Annotated in this window: 16 protein-coding genes; 11 read left to right on the top strand and 5 right to left on the bottom strand. The window is 70.0% G+C overall.

Annotated features, from left to right (window positions below):
- The first annotated feature begins 290 nt into the window (after window positions 1-290).
- The 3 genes from CSC62_RS06850 (at window position 291) to CSC62_RS06860 (ending at window position 8,070) form a co-directional block, all read left to right on the top strand.
- On the top strand, window positions 291-1,421 hold the full coding sequence (locus CSC62_RS06850; RefSeq protein ID WP_162405429.1) for an efflux RND transporter periplasmic adaptor subunit: 1,131 nt from the start codon (window positions 291-293) through the stop codon (window positions 1,419-1,421).
- Window positions 1,422-1,504: 83 nt separating this feature from the next.
- Window positions 1,505-4,969, top strand: coding sequence for an efflux RND transporter permease subunit (locus CSC62_RS06855; RefSeq protein ID WP_246194268.1), 3,465 nt, complete (start codon window positions 1,505-1,507; stop codon window positions 4,967-4,969).
- Window positions 4,966-8,070, top strand: coding sequence for an efflux RND transporter permease subunit (locus CSC62_RS06860; protein WP_162405430.1), 3,105 nt, complete (start codon window positions 4,966-4,968; stop codon window positions 8,068-8,070). Before CSC62_RS06855 ends, CSC62_RS06860 begins: the two co-directional genes overlap by 4 nt.
- Before the next feature lie 46 nt (window positions 8,071-8,116).
- Here the strand turns inward: CSC62_RS06860 and CSC62_RS06865 are convergent, their stop codons facing one another.
- From CSC62_RS06865 to ykgO, 5 genes are all read right to left on the bottom strand, one after another.
- Window positions 8,117-9,361 (bottom strand): TraB/GumN family protein, encoded by a 1,245-nt coding sequence (locus tag CSC62_RS06865; protein WP_162405431.1) that lies wholly within the window; start codon window positions 9,359-9,361, stop codon window positions 8,117-8,119.
- 103 nt (window positions 9,362-9,464) lie between these two features.
- Window positions 9,465-10,367, bottom strand: coding sequence for a carbon-nitrogen hydrolase (locus tag CSC62_RS06870; RefSeq protein WP_162405432.1), 903 nt, complete (start codon window positions 10,365-10,367; stop codon window positions 9,465-9,467).
- Window positions 10,368-10,493: 126 nt separating this feature from the next.
- Window positions 10,494-11,525, bottom strand: coding sequence for an agmatine deiminase family protein (locus CSC62_RS06875; protein ID WP_162405500.1), 1,032 nt, complete (start codon window positions 11,523-11,525; stop codon window positions 10,494-10,496).
- Between the two features lie 2 nt (window positions 11,526-11,527).
- Window positions 11,528-11,854 (bottom strand): hypothetical protein, encoded by a 327-nt coding sequence (locus CSC62_RS06880; protein ID WP_162405433.1) that lies wholly within the window; start codon window positions 11,852-11,854, stop codon window positions 11,528-11,530.
- A 261-nt stretch (window positions 11,855-12,115) separates the two neighbouring features.
- Entirely contained in the window at window positions 12,116-12,241 is a 126-nt protein-coding gene (gene ykgO, locus CSC62_RS06885; protein WP_005913193.1) for a type B 50S ribosomal protein L36, read from the bottom strand.
- Window positions 12,242-12,415: 174 nt separating this feature from the next.
- Between ykgO and cmk the strand changes: the two genes are divergently transcribed.
- The 8 genes from cmk (at window position 12,416) to galU (ending at window position 20,737) form a co-directional block, all read left to right on the top strand.
- A complete protein-coding gene (gene cmk, locus CSC62_RS06890) occupies window positions 12,416-13,093 on the top strand; it encodes a (d)CMP kinase (RefSeq protein WP_162405434.1) in 678 nt (225 codons plus the stop codon).
- Window positions 13,094-13,299: 206 nt separating this feature from the next.
- Entirely contained in the window at window positions 13,300-14,988 is a 1,689-nt protein-coding gene (gene rpsA / locus CSC62_RS06895) for a 30S ribosomal protein S1 (RefSeq protein ID WP_162405435.1), read from the top strand.
- An 80-nt stretch (window positions 14,989-15,068) separates the two neighbouring features.
- On the top strand, window positions 15,069-15,383 hold the full coding sequence (locus CSC62_RS06900) for an integration host factor subunit beta (RefSeq protein WP_162405436.1): 315 nt from the start codon (window positions 15,069-15,071) through the stop codon (window positions 15,381-15,383).
- Between the two features lie 67 nt (window positions 15,384-15,450).
- The gene (locus CSC62_RS06905; RefSeq protein WP_162405437.1) at window positions 15,451-15,741 is read left to right on the top strand and encodes a hypothetical protein; all 291 of its coding nucleotides are present in this window, start codon (window positions 15,451-15,453) and stop codon (window positions 15,739-15,741) included.
- A gap of 4 nt (window positions 15,742-15,745) precedes the next feature.
- The gene (gene lapB, locus CSC62_RS06910) at window positions 15,746-16,924 is read left to right on the top strand and encodes a lipopolysaccharide assembly protein LapB (RefSeq protein ID WP_162405438.1); all 1,179 of its coding nucleotides are present in this window, start codon (window positions 15,746-15,748) and stop codon (window positions 16,922-16,924) included.
- A complete protein-coding gene (locus tag CSC62_RS06915; RefSeq protein WP_162405439.1) occupies window positions 16,924-17,928 on the top strand; it encodes an MraY family glycosyltransferase in 1,005 nt (334 codons plus the stop codon). Before lapB ends, CSC62_RS06915 begins: the two co-directional genes overlap by 1 nt.
- A complete protein-coding gene (locus tag CSC62_RS06920; RefSeq protein ID WP_246194258.1) occupies window positions 17,925-19,838 on the top strand; it encodes a polysaccharide biosynthesis protein in 1,914 nt (637 codons plus the stop codon). The genes CSC62_RS06915 and CSC62_RS06920 overlap by 4 nt, the downstream gene beginning before the upstream one ends.
- Entirely contained in the window at window positions 19,835-20,737 is a 903-nt protein-coding gene (galU, locus tag CSC62_RS06925) for a UTP--glucose-1-phosphate uridylyltransferase GalU (RefSeq protein ID WP_162405440.1), read from the top strand. The genes CSC62_RS06920 and galU overlap by 4 nt, the downstream gene beginning before the upstream one ends.
- Window positions 20,738-20,776 lie beyond the last annotated feature (39 nt).

Here is a 20,776-nt window from a genome sequence, read left to right on the forward strand (position 1 = left end):
ATTCGGTCGTGCCCGGTCAACCCCTCCGGACACGAAACCGCCGCAGTATAGCCGCGGCCCATCACAACCGGAAACTCGTGTCCATGCGCCGGATCAATCGGCGTGTATCGGGAGAGGCCCCATGCATCGTCGCGCTGGTCCGTGGCAGGCCACGGGAACCCGCCGCCTGCGGCTCCGCTGACCGCGGTCACCATGACCTTCGGCGCATGGCGGGTCGTTGTGTTGGTGATTTACTTGAATACAACACCGCAGCACGCCCCCTGGAACCGCCCTCGCGCATGGACACCGTCATGGATCGCTCCCTTTCCCGCCCCTTCCACCCCGGCCTGCGCCTGGCCGCCTCGGCCCTGCTCGCCGCCGCCCTGCTGGCCGCCTGCAAGGGCGGCAACCCGGGCGAGGCCCAGGCCAAGCCGGCCGACAAGGCCGCCGATGCGATCCCGGTGGAAGTGGCCGCCGCCAGCCGCCGCGCCATCGCCGCCAGCTACACCGGTACCGCCGCGCTGGAGCCGCGGGCCGAGTCGCAGGTGGTGGCCAAGACCTCGGGCGTGGCCCTGGAGGTGCTGGTCGAGGAAGGCCAGGTGGTCAAGGCCGGCCAGCCGCTGGTCCGGCTCGATCCGGACCGCGCACGCCTGGCCCTGGCCCAGAGCGAGGCCCAGCTGCGCAAGCTGGAGAACAACTACCGCCGCGCCCAGCAGCTGGTCGCCCAGCAGCTGATCAGCGCCGGCGAGGTCGACCAGATGCGCTACGACCTGGAGAACGCCCGCGCCGTCCACAACCTGGCGCGGCTGGAGCTGTCCTATGCCACGGTGGTGGCGCCGATCTCCGGGGTGGTTGCCAGCCGTTCGATCAAGCCGGGCAACTTCGTCCAGATCAACACCCCGATCATCCGCATCGTCGACGACTCGCGCCTGGAGGCCACCCTCAACGTGCCCGAGCGCGAGCTGGCGGTGATGAAGGCCGGCCAGCCGGTGCTGATGCTGGCCGACGCGGTGCCGGGCAAGGAGTTCACCGGCGTGGTCGACCGGGTCGCGCCGGTGGTGGATTCGGGCAGCGGCACCTTCCGCGTGGTCGCGGCCTTCTCCGGCGGCGACCTGCTGCAGCCAGGCATGTTCGGCCGCCTGCGGATCGACTACGACCAGCGCGCCGACGCCCTGGTGGTGCCGCGCATCGCCCTGCTCGACGACCAGGACGACCCGGCGGTGTACGCCGTGCGCGAAGGCAAGGCAGTGCGGGTGCCGGTCAAGCTGGGCTATACCGACGGCGAGTGGACCGAGGTCCGCGAGGGCCTGAAGGAAGGCGACAAGGTGGTCACCGCCGGCAAGGTCGCCCTGCGCGACGGCAGCGCGGTCCAGGCGATCGGCCAGGCGCCGGCGAAGAAGGTCGCCGCCGCCGACGCCGCCAGCGCGGGCGCCAAGCAGTGAGCGGCGCCGACACGCCTCCATCTTCCGGGCACGGACAAGCCGACGGCCACGGCCACGGCTGGCAGGACGCGGTCCGCGGCGGCCTGGTCGGCTTCGCCGTGCGCCGCCGGGTCACGGTCGCGATGTGCACCGTCACCCTGGTCTTGTTCGGCCTGCTCGCCCTGGGCGGGCTGAAGGTCAACCTGCTGCCGGACCTGAGCTATCCGACCCTGACCGTGCGCACCGAGTACACCGGCGCCGCCCCGGCCGAGATCGAGACCCTGATCACCGAGCCGGTCGAGGAAGCCGTGGGCGTGGCCAAGGGCCTGCGCAAGCTCAAGTCGGTCTCGCGCACCGGGCAGAGCGACGTGGTGCTCGAGTTCGCCTGGGGCACCGACATGGACCAGGCCAGCCTGGAGGTGCGCGACAAGATGGAGGCGCTGCAGCTGCCGCTGGAGGCCAAGGCCCCGGTGCTCTTGCGCTTCAATCCCTCGACCGAGCCGGTCATGCGCCTGGCCCTGTCGGCCAAGGCCGCCGCCGGCGACCCGGCCGAGTCGGTGCGCCAGCTCACCGCGTTGCGCCGCTACGCCGACGACGACCTGAAGAAGAAGCTCGAGCCGGTCGCCGGCGTGGCCGCGGTCAAGGTCGGCGGCGGCCTGGAGGACGAGGTCCAGGTCGACATCGACCAGCAGAAGCTGGCCCAGCTCAACCTGCCGATCGATACCGTCATCCAGCGCCTGCAGCAGGAGAACATCAACCTGTCCGGCGGCCGCCTGGAGCAGGGCAGCCAGCGTTACCTGGTGCGCACGGTCAACCAGTTCAGCGCGGTGGAGCAGATGCGCGAGATGCTGGTCACCACCCAGAGCGGCGGCGACAACGCCGCGGCCTCGGCGGCGCAGCAGATGGCGGCTATTGCAGCGGCATCCGGCAACGCCAGCGTGCTGGCCGCGGCCGCCTCGGTCCAGAGCGCGTCCTCGGGCAGCTCCAGCGCGGTGGCCGGCGGCATGCCGGTGCGGCTGAAGGACGTGGCCGACGTGCGCCAGGGCTACAAGGAGCGCGAGGCGATCATCCGCCTGGGCGGCCGGGAAGCGGTCGAGCTGGCGATCTACAAGGAAGGCGACGCCAACACCGTGGCCACCGCCGACGCGGTCCAGGCGCGGCTGGAGCAGATCCGCCAGCAGTTCCCCGCGGACATGGAGCTGACCGTCATCGACGACCAGTCCAAGTTCATCCGCAGCGCGATCTCCGACGTGAAGAAGGACGCGGTGCTGGGCGGCATCCTGGCGGTGCTGGTGATCTTCCTGTTCCTGCGCAACGGCTGGAGCACGCTGGTGATCAGCCTGTCTTTGCCGGTGTCGATCATCGCCACGTTCTTCTTCATGGACCAGCTGGACCTGAGCCTGAACGTGATGTCGCTCGGCGGCCTGGCCCTGGCCACCGGCCTGGTGGTGGACGATTCGATCGTGGTCCTGGAGAGCATCGCCAAGGCGCGCGAGCGCGGCCTGGGCGTGCTCCAGGCGGCGATCGAGGGCACCCGCGAGGTGAGCATGGCGGTGGTCGCCTCGACCCTGACCACGATCGCCGTGTTCCTGCCGTTGGTGTTCGTCGAGGGCGTAGCCGGGCAGCTGTTCCGCGACCAGGCGCTGACCATCGCGATCGCGGTGGGCGTGTCGCTGGTGGTGGCGATGACCCTGATCCCGATGCTGTCGGCCTGGAAGGCGCAGTCGCCGCTGGGCTTCCCGGAGGAGGAGGCGCACCCGCGCTGGCAGCCGTCCTCGAAGCTGCAGAAGCCGGTGGCGCTGGCCGGCCGCGGCATCGGCGCGGGCGTGCGCGGGGCGCTGTTCGCGGTCGCCTGGCTGTTCGTGCGGATCTGGCGCGGGCTGGTGGCGCTGGTCGCGCCGTTGATGCGCCGGCTCAGCGACCTGGCGATGAAGCCATACAACGGCGCCGAGCGCCGCTACATGGCGCTGTTGCCGGCCGCCCTGCAAAAGCCGGGCCGGGTGATGCTGTTCGCGGCGCTGGCCTTCGTGCTGTCGCTGGCCGCCCTGCCGTTCCTGGGCACCGACCTGATCCCGCAGCTGGCCCAGGACCGCTTCGAGATGACGGTCAAGCTGCCGCCGGGCACGCCTTTGCGCGAGACCGACCTGCTGGTCCGCGACCTGCAGCAGCGCCACGCCGGCGACGCCGGGGTGGAGAGCCTGTACGGGGTCAGCGGCACCGGCACCCGCCTGGACGCCAACCCGACCGAAAGCGGCGAGAACGTGGCCAAGCTGACCGTGGTCATGGCCGGCGGCGGCAGCCGCGAGTTCGAGGCCGAGCAGAGCGACCGCATGCGCCAGAGCATGGCGCGCTGGCCCGAGGCCCAGGTCGATTTCCGCCGGCCGCAGCTGTTCAGCTTCTCCACCCCGCTGGAGATCGAGCTGCGCGGCAACGACCTGGAAGAACTGGAGCGGGCCGGGCACAAGCTCGCCGAGATGCTGCGCGGCAACGAGCACTACACCGACGTCAAGTCGACGGTGGAGCAGGGCTTCCCTGAGATCCAGATCCGCTTCGACCAGGAGCGCGCCGGGGCGATGGGCCTGACCACCCGCCAGGTCGCCGACGCGGTGGTGAAGAAGGTACGCGGCGAAGTGGCGACCCGCTACAACTTCCGCGACCGCAAGATCGACGTGCTGGTCCGCGCCCGCGAGGCCGACCGCGCCTCGGTCGAGGACATCCGCAACCTGATCGTCAATCCCGGCAACGGCCGCGCGGTGCGCCTGGCGGCGGTCGCCGACGTGGTCGCCACCACCGGCCCGAGCGAGATCCACCGCGCCGACCAGATGCGGGTGGCGGTGATCTCGGCCAACCTGCGCGGGGTCGACCTGGGCTCGGCGATGGAGGAGGTGCGGGCGATGGTCGCGGCCGATCCGCTCGGCGCCGGCCTGGGCCTGCACATCGGCGGCCAGGGCGAGGAACTGGCGCAGTCGGTGCGCTCGCTGCTGTTCGCCTTCGCCCTGGCGATCTTCCTGGTCTACCTGGTGATGGCCTCGCAGTTCGAGTCATTGCTGCATCCGTTCGTGATCCTGTTCACCATCCCGCTGGCGATGGTCGGTGCGGTGCTGGCCCTTCTGCTGACCGGCAACACGATCTCGGTGGTGGTGTTCATCGGCCTGATCCTGATGGTCGGCCTGGTGACCAAGAACGCGATCATCCTGATCGACAAGGTCAACCAGCTGCGCGAGGCCGGCGTGGCCAAGCGCGAGGCGCTGGTGGAGGGCGCGCGCTCGCGCCTGCGGCCGATTGCCATGACCACCCTGGCCACCCTGTTCGGCTTCCTGCCGCTGGCGGTGGCGATGGGCGACGGCGCCGAGGTGCGCTCACCGATGGCGATCACCGTGATCGGCGGCCTGCTGGTGTCGACCCTGCTGACCCTGTTCGTGATCCCGGTGGTCTACGACCTGCTGGACCGCCGTGCCGACGCCTACTACGTCGAGCGCGGCCGCCGCAGCCGCGCCAGCGAGGCCCAAGGGGGTTATGACGGCTACGACGGCCCGGCCGGCGGCGAACAAGGCCTGGAGGGCGCATGAGCGTCGCCGAGTTCAGCATCAAGCGGCCGATCACCACGATCATGTGCTTCGTGTCGCTGTTCGTGGTCGGCCTGATCGCTGCCTTCCGCCTGCCGCTGGAGGCCCTGCCGGACGTGTCGGCGCCCTTCATGTTCGTGCAGCTGCCGTACTCCGGCTCCACCCCGGAGGAGGTCGAACGCACCATCCTGCGCCCGGCCGAGGAAGCGCTGGCGACGATGACCGGGATCAAGCGGATGCGCAGCAATGCCACCGCCGAGGGCGCCGGGATCTTCGTCGAGTTCTCCGACTGGGAGCGCGACATCTCGATCGCCGCCTCCGAAGCGCGCGAGCGCCTGGACGCGATCCGCGACGACCTGCCGGACGACTTCCAGCGCTACTACGTGTTCAAGTGGTCCACCAGCGACGAGGCGGTCCTGCGCGTGCGCCTGGCCGCGGACATGGACCTGACCGGCGCCTACGACCTGATCGACCGCGACATGAAGCGGCGGATCGAGCGCATTCCCGGCGTGGCCCGGGTGGAGATCAGCGGCGCGCCGCCGAACGAGGTCGAGATCGCGATCGACCCGGACCGCCTGACCGCGCACGACCTGAGCCTGAACGAGCTGTCCGAGCGCCTGCGCCAGGTCAACTTCTCGGTCTCGGCCGGGCAGATCGAGGACAACGGCCGCCGCCTGCGGCTGCAGCCGGTGGGCGAGCTGACCGACCTGCAGCAGCTGCGCGACCTGGTCCTCAACGCCAGCGGCCTGCGCCTGGGCGACGTGGCCGACGTGCGCCTGAAGCCGAGCCGGATGCCCTACGGCCGCCGCCTGGACGGGCGCACCGCGGTCGGCCTGGACATCTTCAAGGAGCGCAACGCCAACCTGGTGGAGGTGTCGCGCAACGTGCTCAAGGAGGTGGAGGCGATCCGCAAGGAGCCCGGGCTGGACGACATCGACTTCAAGGTCATCCAGAACATGGGCGACGAGGTCACCGACTCGCTGACCGAACTGGCCGAGGCCGGCGGCATCGGCTTGGTGCTGTCGATCGCGGTGCTGTTCTTCTTCCTGCGCCACTGGCCCTCGACCCTGATGGTGACCCTGGCGATCCCGATCTGCTTCGTGGTCACCCTGGGCTTCATGCACTTCGCCGGGGTAACCCTGAACGTGCTGACCCTGATGGGCCTTCTGCTGGCCGTGGGCATGCTGGTGGACAACGCGGTGGTGGTGGTGGAGAGCATCTACCAGGAGCGCGAGCGCATGCCGGAGAAGCCGCGCCTGGCGGCGATCCTGGGCACCCGCCACGTCGCCATCGCGCTGTCGGCCGGCACCCTGGCGCATTGCATCGTGTTCCTGCCCAACCTGCTGGGCGAGGTCAACAACATCTCCATCTTCATGTCGCAGCTGGCGATCACCATCACCGTCTCTTTGCTGGCCTCCTGGCTGGTGGCGGTGAGCCTGATCCCGATGCTGTCGGCGCGGATGAAGACCCCCGCCGCCGTGCACAACCCGCGCGGGCTGATCCCGCGCCTGCAGAGGCGCTACGCCGGGATCCTGCGCTGGAGCCTGGAGCACCGCGGCTGGAGCGTGGTCGGCATCGTCCTGGTGGTCGCCCTAAGCGTGGTGCCGATGATGCACACCAAGACCGACTTCTTCGGCGGCGGCGACAGCGGCGAGATCCAGGTCTGGTACCAGTTCAACGGTAGCTACAGCCTGCCGCAGATGTCGGAGGAGGTCGCCCGGGTCGAGCGCTTCCTCGAGGACAACCGCGAGCGCTTCCGGATCGTGCAGGTGTACTCGTTCTTCGGCGAGGACGGCGAGGCCGGGACCATGGTGACCTTCGACGACAAGGTCAAGGACACCAAGCCGCTGAGCGATGCGATCAGCAAGGAGCTGCCGAAGTCGGCGCGGGCGATGCTGGGCGTGCGCGGGGTCGAGGGCGGCGGCGGCCAGGGCGGCGGCAGCCCGGGCCAGAACGTGCAGGTGCAACTGGTCGGCGATTCCACCCAGGTCCTGGCCGAACTGGCCGACGGCATCATCCCGGTGCTGTCCGGGCGCAAGGAGCTGCGCGACGTGCGGGTGGAAGGCGGCGACAAGAACACCGAGCTGAACGTGTGGGTGGACCGCGAGCGGGCGGCCGCCTACGGCTTCAGCGCCCAGGAGGTGTCCAACTTCATCGGCCTAGCCCTGCGCGGCGCCCAGCTGCGCGAGTTCCGCCGCGGCCAGACCGAGGTGCCGGTGTGGGTGCGCTTCTCCGGCGCCGAGCACTACGGCCTGGAGGAGATCTCCAGCTTCATGGTCCGCAGCAAGGACGGGCGCACGATCCCGCTGCTGAGCATGGTCGACATCTCGGTGCTGCCGTCGGCCAACCAGATCAGCCGCTACAACCGCCAGACCATGATCACCCTGCAGGCCAACCTGACCGACGGCACCACCATGCCCGACGCGCGCAAGGCCATGGAGGAGACCCTGAAGTCGGTGCAGTTCCCGCCCGGTTACGGCTACTCGTTCGACGGCTCCGGCTTCCAGGAGGACGAGGAGGGCATGAAGCAGATGATGTTCAACCTGCTGCTGGCCCTGGTCATGATCTACGTGCTGATGGCGGCGGTGTTCGAATCGCTGCTGTTCCCCTCGGCGATCATGAGCTGCGTGCTGTTCTCGGTGTTCGGGGTGTACTGGCTGTTCTGGATCACCGGCACCCCGTTCACGGTGATGGCCTTCATCGGCGTGCTGGTGCTGATGGGCGTGGTGGTCAACAACGGCATCATCATGGTCGAGCACATCAACAACCTGCGCCGCCGTGGCCTGTCGCGCACCGACGCGCTGGTCGAAGGCAGCCGCGAGCGCCTGCGACCGATCATGATGACCATGGGCACGGCGATCCTGGCGATGGTGCCGATCTCGCTCAGCGACACCGTGGTCCTGGGCGGCCTGGAGTATTCGCCCATGGCGCGCGCGGTGGCCGGCGGCCTGGCGTTCTCGACCGCGGTCAGCCTGCTGTTCCTGCCGACGATCTACGCGATCCTGGACGACCTGCGCAACGGCGCGGCGCGACTGCTGCGCCGCGCCCGCGGCCAGGAGGCGGCGCCGGCCGCGGCCAGCCTGACCGCGCTGCATCCGGAGTGAGGGTGCAGCCCGTCGTCCCGGCCTGTGCCGGGACGACGCGAGGGGATCAGCCGATCAGCTTGCCCAGCATCCGCAGCCCGCCGGTCCACACCCCGATCGCGGTGCCCAGGCTGGTGAGGAAGAAGTTGAGCAGGGTCCGTGCGACCCGGTTGCGCCACCAGCCCTTGAGGTGCTGGACGTCGTCGCGCAGGGCCATGAAGTCCGCATAGGTCGGCTTGCGCAGGCTGGCCTCGACCAGGGCGCTGACCGTGCCCGACGCCAGGGCCGGGTGGAGCGGGGTCAGCGGCGAGGCGATGAACGCGGCCAGGATGCTGAGCGGATGGCCGCCGGCGATCGCGCAGCCCAGCGCGCCGAGCACGCCGGTGGCCAGCACCCATTGCACGATCAGGTCCGAGCCCACGTCCACGCCGCCCTGCCAGAAGCCCCAGGCGAAGCCGCCGAGCAGGAAGGTGGCGATGATCGCCTCCATCCACGGGAAGCGCGATTTCTCCTTCACCGTTTCCAGCTCGCCCAGGATCTCGGCCGGCGCACCGGTGTCGGCGGCCAGGTGCCGGGCCAGGCCGGGCAGGTGGCCGGCGCCGACCACGGCCAGCACGTTGCGCGGCGCGCCGGCCTCCTGGCGCAGGCGCGCGGCCATGTAGCGGTCGCGCTCGGCGATCACGCTCTCGTACAGCTCAGGGCTGTGCGAGGCGAACTCGCCGAAGCTGGCCTCGAGCATGTCGCCCTGCTTGAGCTTCTCGATCTCCTCGTCGCCCACTTCCTCGTCGCCGAACATCGCCACCAGGATCCCGGCGCCGGTCTTGGCACGACCCCACCAGCCCAGCCTCTGCATCGCGCGGCGGAAGGTCAGGCCGACCTCGCGGTCGATCAGCTGCACCGGCAGGCCGCGCTCGCGCGCGTCCAGTACCGCCGCCTTCAGTTCGGCACCCGGCTCCACGTCCAGTTGCTCGGCCAGCCGGCGCTGGTAGGCCGACAGGGCCAGGTTGGCGGCGAACAGGTGGGTCTTGCCCTCGCGCAGGACGCGGACGATGTCCATCCTGGCCAGCACGTCCGGGTCGGTCATCGACTGCAGCCGTCCGGGATCCAGCTCGACCGCGACCGCGTCGTAGGCGCCGCTGGCCACCGCCGCGCGCACCGCGTCCACGCTGGCGCGCGATACGTGCGCGGTACCGAGCAGGGTGTAGCGCACGCCGTCGCGCTCGACCACCTGGTGCGGCTGGCCGTGTAGCGGGTCGGCCGCGACCGTGCCGGTCTCGGCGGGGGACGGAGGGGCGGTGTCGTCGATGGTCATGCAGGGACTCGGTATGGCCGGCCGGCGGCCGGATCGGCCGCGGCGGCTTCGGTGGCGGACGCGGGGCCCGGCTGCGTGCAGCCGGACGGCCGCGCCGCATGGATCAGTCGATGTAGCGCTTGAGCAGGTCGCCGTAGGCGTCGATCCGGCGATCGCGCAGGAACGGCCAGATCCGGCGCACGTGCTCGCTGCGCTGCAGGTCGACCTCGCACACCAGCACGGTCGGCTCGCCGCCGGCTTCGGCGACGAACTCGCCCTGCGGGCCGAGCACGTGGCTGTTGCCCCAGAACTGGATGCCCGACGCACCCACGTGCTTGTCGGAAGCGAGGGGCGAGGATTCGTGCCCGACCCGGTTGCAGGACAGCACCGGCAGGCCGTTGGCCACGGCGTGGCCGCGGTGGCTGAGCACCCAGGCGTCGCGCTGGCGGTTCTGCTCGTCCTGCGCGTCTTCTCGGTCCCAGCCGATCGCGGTGGGGTAGAGCAGCATCTCGGCGCCGGCCAGCGCCATCAGCCGCGCCGCCTCCGGATACCACTGGTCCCAGCACACCAGCACGCCGAGCCGGCCGACCGACGTGTCGACCGGCCGGAAGCCGAGGTCGCCCGGGGTGAAGTAGAACTTCTCGTAGAAGCCCGGGTCGTCCGGGATGTGCATCTTGCGGTACTTGCCGAGCAGGCTGCCGTCCTTCTCCAGGACCACGGCGGTGTTGTGGTACAGGCCGGCGGCACGGCGCTCGAACAGCGAGCCGACGATGACCACGCCGTGCTTCTTCGCCAGTGCGCCCAGGCGCTCGGTGCTCGGGCCCGGGATCGGTTCGGCCAGGTCGAACTCGCACACCGACTCGTGCTGGCAGAAATAGGCGCCGTTGTGCAGTTCCTGCAGCAGTACCAGCTGCGCGCCCTGGGCGGCGGCCTCGGCCACGCGCGATTCGATCACCGCCAGGTTGGCCTCGGCATCGCCGTGGTTGCGCTCCTGGACCAGGGCGACGGTAAGGGTCTTGGTCTTCATGGGGGGGATTGTAGGGGGATAAGCCCCTTGGTAAGGGGCGATTCGTGCCGTATGGCACGAATGGGGATTGGAAGAACGAAGTCGGGGCCGAAGTTTGCGCAGCGAACTTCGGGGGGCTTGCCGGCTTCAGCCGGAAAGCCCACGGGGCAGCTGCATGGTGATGCAGTGCAGGCTGCCGTTCTGCCAGATCAGCGGGCGGCAGGGCACCTGCACGATCTCGCGGCCGGGGAAGGCCTGCGCCAGCACCGCGGCCGCCAGGTCGTCGGCAGGATCGCCGTAGGCCGGCATCAGCACCGCGCCGTTGACGATCAGGAAGTTGGCGTAGGACGCGGCCAGGCGACGCTCCCCGTCCAGCACCGGTGCGGCCCATGGCAAGGGGAACAACCGGTACGGCCGGCCGTCGGCGGTGCGCAGGCCGGCGATCTGCGCGGCCATCGCCTGCAGCGCGGCGTAGTGGCTGTCGGCCGGGTCGTCGCAGGCCTGGAACACGATCGCGTCGTCCGGGGCGAAGCGGGCGAGGGTGTCGATGTGGGCGTCGGTGTCGTCGCCCTCCAGGTAGCCGTGGTCCAGCCACAGCACCCGGTCCTGAGCCAGCCAGCCGCGCAGCTTCGCGTCCAGTTCCTCGCGGCTGGCCTGCGGGTGGCGCTCGTGCAGGCAGTGCCAGGTGGTCAGCAGGGTGCCGGCGCCGTCGGTCTCGATGCCGCCGCCCTCCAGGGCGAAGTCGATCCTCTGCCGCGGCGCGGCGCCGAACACGCCCTGTTCGCCCAGGCTCTCGACCAGGCGGTCGTCGCGCCCGGCCTCGAACTTGCCGCCCCAGGCGGTGAAGCGGAAGTCGAGCACGCGGAAGCCTTCGCCCTGGCGCAGGGTGATCGGACCGGAGTCGCGCAGCCAGGTGTCGTCGTAGTCGAACGGGACGAAACGGACCCTGTCCATGTCGATCCGGTTCGAGCGCAGGCGCGCCTCGGCGTAGGTCTCCAGGTCGTCATCGGCCACGCAGATCCAGACCGGCTGGAAGCGGGTGATGGCGGAGACCAGGGCGATGTAGGTCTCCTCGACCTCGCCCAGGCGCTCGGCCCAGTCGGTGCCGGCGTGCGGCCAGGCGATCAGGATCGCGGACTGGGGCTCCCATTCCGCGGGGAAACGCAGGCTGTCAGTCATCATCAACGGATCGGCGGCTTCGGACCGACCTCGTTGGGGCTGGCCTTGGTGGCGACGACGTCGATGACCTTGTTCTTCTCGAAGTACACCACGTAGTCCGGGTAGACCCAGCGGTTGATGGTCGGCCACTGGCGCTTCTGGCCGCCGCGTGGATCCAGCTTCTGCTGCGGAGCGCCGAACCGGGCCTCGACCTCGGCCATGCTCAGGCCGCGGGCGGGCTGGGCGACGGCGGGTTCCTGGGTCCGCTCGATCAGCAGGGTGTCGGCCTGGGCGGCGGCGGACAGGCCCGAGAGGGCCAGCAGGGACAGGACGTAGAGGCGGTGCTTCATCGTGGTGTCTCCCCGGGGGTGGTGGGTGCCGCGGCGGCCAAGAGGCCGTGAACTGCCGGCGATTGTAAGCAGAACGGCCCCGGTGCGCTGTGGCCGCGGTCAAGCTCCGGCCGCTGGCGGAAAGGGCGGGCGGAGGGATGGCCGGTCGCGGGATCCGGGGCCGCTGTGTGGCGGACCGAAGCCTGGGCCCGGAAACGCGGAAGGCCGCATCGCTGCGGCCTTCCCGTCAATCCGCGGCCCGCTGTGGACCGGCTGCCGGCATCAGCGCTGGCGGGCCTTGAAACGCGGATTGGACTTGCAGATCACGAAGACCTTGCCGCGGCGGCGGACCACCTTGCAGTCGCGGTGACGGGTCTTCGCCGACTTCAGGGAGGACAGGACTTTCATGACACACCTCGGAGGACGACGGATGGGAAGCCAGGGCCGTCTTGGCCAAGGCGCGGAAACGAGCCCGCCATTCTAGCGGGGTTTCCTTTGCCGTTTCAAGTGGTTGCGCGGACCACGGCGGGCGGCGGGGGCGGGCGGCTACAATCGCCGGCCTTCACCGCGCCGGAGCCGTCCATGTCGTCCCCCATCCCGGTCCTCACCATCGACGGTCCCTCCGGCGCCGGCAAGGGTACCGTCAGCCGGCTGGTGGCGTCCCGCCTGGGCTGGCACTACCTGGATTCGGGGGCCCTGTACCGGGCGGTCGGAGTGGCGGCCAGCTGGGCCGACCTGGACCTGTCCGACCCGGCGGCGCTGGTCCGCTGCACCTTCGACACCGCCGTCGAGTTCCGCGAGCAGGCCGACGGCCTGCGGGTCCTGGTCAACGGCACCGACGCGACCGGCGAGCTGCGCCTGGAGACCACCGGCACCGTGGCCTCGGCGATCGCCGCCATCCCCGAGGTCCGGGCGGCGCTGAAGGAGCGGCAGAGGGCCTTCCGCCGGCTCCCGGGCCTGGTCGCCGACGGCCGCGACATGGGCACGGTGATCTTCCCCGACGCCACGGCCAAGGTGTTCCTGACCGCCAGCGCCGACGAGCGTGCCCACCGGCGCCATAAGCAGTTGAGCGAAAAAGGGGTTTCGGTTACATTTGACGGTCTGCTGCGGGAGATCCTCGCCCGCGACGCCCGCGATGCCCAGCGCACCGTGGCGCCGCTGAAGCCGGCCGAAGACGCCGTCCTCATCGACACCACCGGCCTGTCCATCGACCAGGTGGTCGAACGCGTGCTGGCCCTGGTGCCCGCGCGCGCCGGCTGACCGCCGCGGGTCGGTTCGATCGCACGCAGCAGCCAGGCAACACCGCAGTACAGAACGGCGCGCAGGCGCCAAGGCGCCGTCGTGGACGACCACGGCGGTAATTCCAACCCACCACACAAGGCGCCTGCACGGGCCTGACAGGGGGACGGGAATCCAGGCCACCGACCGGTGGCGTCCCGTCCGTGTGTTCAACCGAGTAATCAACAATGACCGAATCTTTTGCCGAACTGTTCGAACAGAGCCAGACCAACCTGGCCAAGCTGAAGCCGGGCGCGATCGTCGTCGGCACCGTCGTGGAAGTCCGCGGCGATGTCGTGGTGATCAACGCCGGCCTGAAGTCCGAAGGCATCGTGCCGATCGAGCAGTTCCGGAATGACGCCGGCGAGATCGACGTGGGCGTGGGCGACCAGGTCAAGGTCGCGCTCGACTCCATCGAGAACGGCTTCGGCGAGACCGTGCTGTCGCGCGAGAAGGCCAAGCGCGCGATGGTGTGGGACGAGCTGGAGGAAGCCCTCGAGAAGAACGAGACCATCACCGGCCGCATCAGCGGCAAGGTCAAGGGTGGTTTCACCGTCGACATCAAGGACGTCCGCGCGTTCCTGCCCGGTTCGCTGGTCGATGTGCGCCCCGTGCGCGACCCGGCCTACCTGGAAGGCAAGGAGCTTGAGTTCAAGCTCATCAAGCTGGACCGCAAGCGCAACAACGTGGTCGTCTCCCGCCGCGCGGTGGTCGAGAGCGAGCACTCCGAGGAGCGCGAGCAGCTGATGGAGAAGCTGCAGGAAGGCGCCGTGCTGAAGGGCGTGGTCAAGAACCTGACCGACTACGGCGCGTTCGTGGACCTGGGCGGCATCGACGGCCTGCTGCACATCACCGACATGGCCTGGAAGCGCGTGCGCCATCCGTCCGAGGTGGTCAACGTCGGCGACGAGCTCGACGTGCGCGTGCTGAAGTTCGACCGCGAGCGCAACCGCGTCTCGCTGGGCCTGAAGCAGCTGGGCGAGGATCCGTGGGACAACATCGCCCGCCGCTACCCGGCCAACAGCCGCGTGTTCGGCAAGGTCTCCAACGTCACCGACTACGGCGCGTTCGTCGAGATCGAGCCGGGCGTTGAGGGCCTGGTGCACGTGTCCGAGATGGACTGGACCAACAAGAACGTCAACCCGTCCAAGGTCGTGCAGGTCGGCGACGAGGTCGAGGTCATGGTCCTGGACGTGGACGAGGAGCGCCGCCGCATCTCGCTGGGCATGAAGCAGGTCGCCGCCAATCCGTGGGAGACCTTCGCCGCGATCCACAAGAAGAACGACAAGGTGTCCGGCCAGATCAAGTCGATCACCGACTTCGGCATCTTCATCGGCCTGGACGGCGGCATCGACGGCCTGGTCCACCTGTCCGACATCAGCTGGAACACCACCGGCGAGGACATCCTGCGCAACTACAAGAAGGGTGACACCCTCGATGCGGTCGTGCTGGCGGTCGATCCGGAGCGCGAGCGCATCAGCCTGGGCCTGAAGCAGATGGAGCAGGATCCGTTCGGCCAGTACATGGCCGCTAATCCGAAGGGCTCCAAGGTCGAGGGCACGGTCAAGGAAGTCGACGCCAAGGGCGCCGTCATCGAGCTGGCCGACGGCATCGAGGGCTACGTCTCGGCGCGCGACATCAGCCACGACCGCGTGGACGATGCGACCCAGCACCTGAAGGTCGGCGACAAGGTCGAAGCCAAGTTCGTGGGCATGGACCGCAAGGGCCGCAGCCTGCAGCTGTCGATTAAGGCCAAGGACGAAGCCGAGACCGCCGAGGCGCTGGCCGAGTACAACAAGACGGCCGCCGAGGCCGCCGCCGGCACCACCAGCCTGGGTGCGCTGCTGCGCGCGCAGCTGGGCAACAAGTCCGAGTAATACCCGTCGTGTGAAGTGGTACCACGGCGGCCCGGGATCCCGGGCCGCCGTGGCGCATCGTCCTGCCGCAGCCGCCCGAGATGACCAAGTCCGAACTGATCGAGATCCTGGCCCGCCGCCAGTCGCACCTGAAGGCCGAGGACGTGGACCTGGCCGTCAAGTCGCTGCTGGAGATGATGGCCGGTGCGCTGTCCTCGGGCGAGCGGATCGAGATCCGCGGTTTCGGCAGCTTTTCCCTGCATTACCGCCCGCCGCGCCTGGGTCGCAATCCCAAGACCGGCGATTCGGTGGCTTTGCCGGGCAAGCACGTCCCGCATTTCAAGCCGGGCAAGGAACTGCGCGAGAAGGTCAGCGAGGTGATCCCGTCGCCGGCCGAGCCGCAGGACGCCGCCTGAGCGTCTCCCGCGATCCGCCCGTCGTCGGCTAAGCTTGCCGGCGGCCGTCTCCGGAGAGCGGATCATCATGAACATCCTTCGCCTGCTGGTCCTGCTGGCCTTCCTGGTCGCCGGGCTGGTGGTGGGTTCGCTCAATTCGCAGCGGATCCTGCTCGATTTCGGCGTGGCCGAGGTGGTGACCACCTCCGGCATCGCCATCGTCGCCGCGTTGCTGGCCGGGGTGCTGCTGGGCGGCGGCCTGGTGACGGCGACCACCGTCATCCCCCTGCATGCCCGCCTGCGCCGCGCCTGTCGCGCCCAGGCGCCGCAGCCACCCGCCGCCGGGACCGTTCCGGCCGCGCCCCAGGAAGGCAACTGAGCGCATGGAATTCCTCAACGAGTGGTTCTGGTTCTTCCTGTTCCTGCCGCTGGCCGCGCTGAGCGGCTGGGTGGTGGGCCGTCGCGGCGGTCAGCGCCATGGCGACACCCAGGTCAGCCGCCTGTCCAGCACCTATTTCCGCGGCCTGAACTACCTGCTCAACGAGCAGCCGGACAAGGCGATCGAGCTGTTCCTGCACATCGCCGAGCTGGACAAGGAGACCTTCGAGACCCAGGTCGCGCTCGGCCACCTGTTCCGCCGCCGCGGCGAGGTCGACCGCGCCATCCGCCTGCACCAGGGCCTGGTCCAGCGCAACGACCTGTCCGATGCGCAGCGGGTCCAGGCCCTGCTGGCGCTGGGCGAGGACTACATGAAGTCCGGGCTGCTCGACCGCGCCGAGACCGTGTTCACCGACCTGGCCCGGATCGACCAGCGCGCGCCGCAGGCGCTCAAGCACCTGATCGGCATCTACCAGGCCGAGCGCGACTGGGAGCGGGCGATCGACAACGCCACCCGCTACGAGGAGGCCACCGGCGAGCCGATGGGCAAGCTGGTCGCCCAGTTCGAATGCGAGCTGGCCGAGCGCCATCGCGGCAACGGCGACCTCGACGGTGCCCGCGCCGCGATCGCGCGCGCCTACCAGGCCGATGCGACCTGCGTGCGCGCCGGCATCCTGGAAGGACGGATCGAGGTGGACGCGCGTAATCCCGAGGCGGCGATCCGCGCGTTCGAGCGCGCCGCCCGGCACGACCCCGACTACCTGCCCGAACTGCTGCCCGGGCTGCTGGCCTGCTACGGCCAGGTCGGCGACAACGCCGGCGCCCGCGCCTTCCTGGCCGAGATGAGCGAGCACTACCGCGGCATCGCCCCGGTGCTCGCGCTGACCCGGCTGATCGAGGGCCAGGAAGGCGCCAAGGCCGCGCGCGACTACCTCGGCCGCCAGCTCAAGGACCGGCCCTCGGTGCGCGGCGAGGCGGCCCTGATCGACCTGACCCTGGCGGTCGGCGCGGACAGCACCGCGACCCTGCACGACCTCAAGCACATCACCGACCAGTTGCTGGTGCGCAACCCCAGCTACCGCTGCACCCGCTGCGGCTTCGGCGCCCGTACCCACCACTGGCAATGCCCCAGCTGCAAGGAGTGGGGCACGGTCAAACCGCTGCTGAACTACGCGGTGGTCTGATGCCGGCACCGGCCTGGCTGTTGCCGGCTCTGGCGGCCGCCAGCGCACTGGGGACCTGGCTCACGCTGCGCTATGCGCGCCGCCGCAGCCTGTTCGACCAGCCGGGCGAGCGCCGCAGCCACGCAGTACCGACGCCGCGCGGCGGCGGACTGGGCATCGCCGTGGCGTTGCTGCTGGCCGCCGCGTTCGCGGCCTTCTCCGGGTGGGTCTCCTGGCCGCAGGCCGCCGCGTTCGTGGGTGGGCTGACGCTGGTGGCCGGGATCGGCTGGGTGGACGACCACCGGCCGCTGTCGCCCTGGTTGCGCCTGGCCGTGCAGTGCCTGGCCGGCGGGGTGCTGGCGCTGGGCCTGTTCGGCATCGATGGGCGCTGGGGCTGGGCCCTGCTGACGCTGGGCGCGGTCCCGGTGCTGGTCAATGTCTGGAACTTCATGGACGGGATCGACGGCCTGGCCACCAGCCAGGCCCTGCTGGCCGCCGTGGCCCTGGCGCTGCTGACCCCGGAAACGGCCGCTCCGGCGGGCTGGGCGCTGGCGGCCGCGTGCTGCGGTTTCCTGCCGTTCAACTTTCCCCGTGCCCGGATTTTCCTGGGCGATGTCGGCAGCGGCGCCCTTGGATACGCGGTAGCGGTGGTCGCCCTGCTGGCGGCTTCGGAATCCGGGACAGGTGCGGTTTCGCGCGGCCTGCTGGTGCTGTTGCCGCTTTCGGCCTTCCTGGTTGACGCGTCCTTGACCCTGGCCGGGCGCATGCTGGCCGGCGAGCGATGGTGGCTGCCGCACGTCTCGCACCTGTACCAGAGGTGGGTGAGGGCGGGCCGGAGCCACGTGTTCGTCACCGGCGTCTACGCTTTGTTCAGTTTTGTGGATGGTATTCTTGCGCTCGTTTTGAACCAGTCCGCGCCAGGGCTGGCAGGGGGGAGTACAGTCGCCTGGCTGTTGCTGGCGGCCATCCTGTGGTTCCTGTTGCGCAGGGCCACTTCAACCGACAGGAACGGATTCGCCGGATGAAACCCTGGAACGCGTTCACGGCCCTGCTGCCCCGGATCGCGGTGGCCGCGCACGACCTGCTGATGGTCCTGGTCTGCTGGCAGCTGCTGCACGTGCTGCGCTACGCGACCCGCCACGAGCGCTACGACTGGACCGAGTTCGGCGCCACCCTGGGCGTGGTGGTGGTGGCGCAGGCGCTGGTGTTCTGGCGCATCGGCCTGTACCGGGGCCTGTGGCGCTTCGCCAGCGTCCCGGACCTGTGGAACATCCTCAAGGCCAGCCTGCTCGGCCTGGGCGTCATCGTGATCGGGCTGGTGCTCTACAACCGGCTGGAGTCGGTGCCGCGCACGGTCCTGGTCCTGTACCCGCTGGCCCTGGCGGTGCTGCTGGGCACCCCGCGCCTGCTCTACCGGATGTGGAAGGACCACCACGTAGGCCGCGGCGATTTCGCCGTGCGCCGGGTGCTGATCCTCGGTGCCGGCCGTGCCGCCGAAGCCCTGGTCCGCGACCTGCGCCGTTCCGGCGCCTACCAGCCGGTCGGTTTCCTCGACGACGCGCCGCAGCTGAAGGGATCGCGCCTGCAGGGCCTGCCGATCCTGGGTCGGCTCGAGGACGCGCCGGCGGTGGCCAAGGAGATCGCCGCCGGCCTGCTGGTCATCGCCATGCCGTCGCTGGACGCGGCGGGCATGCAGCGCGCGGTCTCGATCTGCGAGCGCACCGGGCTGCCGTTCCGCACCGTGCCGCGGCTGACCGATGTGCTCGAGGGCCAGGCGCTGCCGGGCGAGCTGAAGGAAGTGGCGATCGAGGACCTGCTCGGGCGCAAGCCGGTCACCCCCGACTGGAAACTGATCCGCGGCTGGCTGGGCGGGCGCACGGTCATGGTCACCGGCGCCGGCGGCTCGATCGGCTCGGAACTGTGCCGGCAGTGCGCGCGCCACGGGGCGCGCAAGATCGCCCTGCTGGAAGTGGACGAACTGGCCCTGACCACGATCCACGCCGAGCTGGGCCGTGCCTTCCCGGACCTGGAAGTGGAGGCGGTGCTGGGCGATTGCGGCGATCCGGCGGTGACCGCGCATGCCCTGCGCCTGGCCCAGCCCGACGCGGTGTTCCATGCCGCCGCCTACAAGCAGGTGCCCTTGCTGGAGCGCCAGCTGCGCGAGGCGGTGCGCAACAACGTGCTGTCCACCGAGACCGTGGCCGGCCTGTGCCGCGACATGGGCGTGGGCACGTTCGTGTTCATCTCCACCGACAAGGCGGTCGACCCGGCCAATGTGCTGGGCGCGACCAAGCGCTTTGCCGAGATGATCGCCCAGTCGCTGGACGCCAAGGTCGAGGGCACCCGTTACGTCACCGTGCGCTTCGGCAACGTGCTCGACTCGGCCGGCAGCGTGGTGCCGCTGTTCCGCGAGCAGATCCGCCAGGGCGGCCCGGTGACGGTGACCGACCCGGAGGTCAGCCGCTACTTCATGACCATCCCCGAAGCCTGCCAGCTGATCGTGCAGGCCGCCGCCTCCGGTTCGCACGCGGCGATCTACACCCTGGACATGGGCGAGCCGGTGCCGATCCGGCTGCTGGCCGAGCAGATGATCCGCCTGGCCGGCAAGCAGCCCGGGCGCGACATCGCCATCGTCTACACCGGCCTGCGTCCGGGCGAGAAGCTGCACGAAACCCTGTTCTACGCCGACGAGCACTACCGCCCGACCTCGCACTCCAAGATCCTGGAGGCCGGCCCGCGCCAGTACTCGTCCGAGCTGGTGCGCACCGGCGTGGAGCGCATGCGCGAGGCCGTGGCCCGCTATGACGAAGCCGCTCTGGGTCAGGTGTTGCGCGAGGTGATCCCCGAATTCACTCCCATGGACATGGTGGCGCCGCAGGAGACCGGAGCCACCGTCGTCCAGTTCCCGGCACGCGAGGCCAGAAGAACCCGATGACGAACAAGCGTATCCGCAAGGCGGTATTTCCCGTGGCCGGGCTCGGCACCCGCTTCCTCCCCGCCACCAAGACTGTTCCCAAGGAGATGCTGCCGATCATCGACCGGCCGTTGATCCAGTACGCAGTGGACGAGGCGATCGAGGCAGGTTGCGACACCCTGGTGTTCGTCACCAACCGCTACAAGCATGCGGTGGCCGACTACTTCGACAAGGCCTACGAGCTGGAGCAGAAGCTCGAGCGCGCCGGCAAGACCGAGCAGCTGGAACTGGTGCGGCACGTGCTGCCGGAAGGCGTGCGCGCGGTGTTCGTGACCCAGGCCGAAGCCCTGGGCCTGGGCCACGCGGTGCTGTGCGCCAAGGAGATCGTCGGCGACGAGCCATTCGCGGTGCTGCTGCCGGACGACCTGATCTGGAACCGTGGCCCGGGCGCGCTGAAGCAGATGGCCGATGCGGCCCAGGCCAGCGGCGCCAGCGAGATCGCGGTCCAGGACGTACCGCCGGAGAGCACCGGCAGCTACGGCATCGTCGCCACCGAGGCCTTCAAAGGCCGCGAGGGCAGGATCCACGGCATCGTCGAGAAGCCCGCGCCGGCCGAGGCGCCGAGCAACCTGGCCGTGGTCGGGCGCTACGTGCTCAGTCCGCGGATCTTCCAGCAGCTGGAGGCGACCACGCCCGGCGCCGGCGGCGAGATCCAGCTGACCGACGCGATCGCCGCGCTGCTCAAGGAGGAGGCGGTCAACGCCTACCGTTTCCAGGGCACGCGCTTCGACTGCGGCACCCACATCGGCCTGATCGAAGCCACCATCCGCTACGCCCTGGACCACGAGAAGCTGAGCGACCCGGCGCGCGAGATGATGCAGCGGGCACTGGGCGAGCTGGGCGTGCGCGACCTGGAGTAAGCAGGGCATATCCACGGAGCGGCGGCGCGCACTGGACCG

It is taken from the genome of Pseudoxanthomonas jiangsuensis (assembly GCF_010093185.1).
In the GTDB taxonomy this organism is placed as follows: domain Bacteria; phylum Pseudomonadota; class Gammaproteobacteria; order Xanthomonadales; family Xanthomonadaceae; genus Pseudoxanthomonas; species Pseudoxanthomonas jiangsuensis.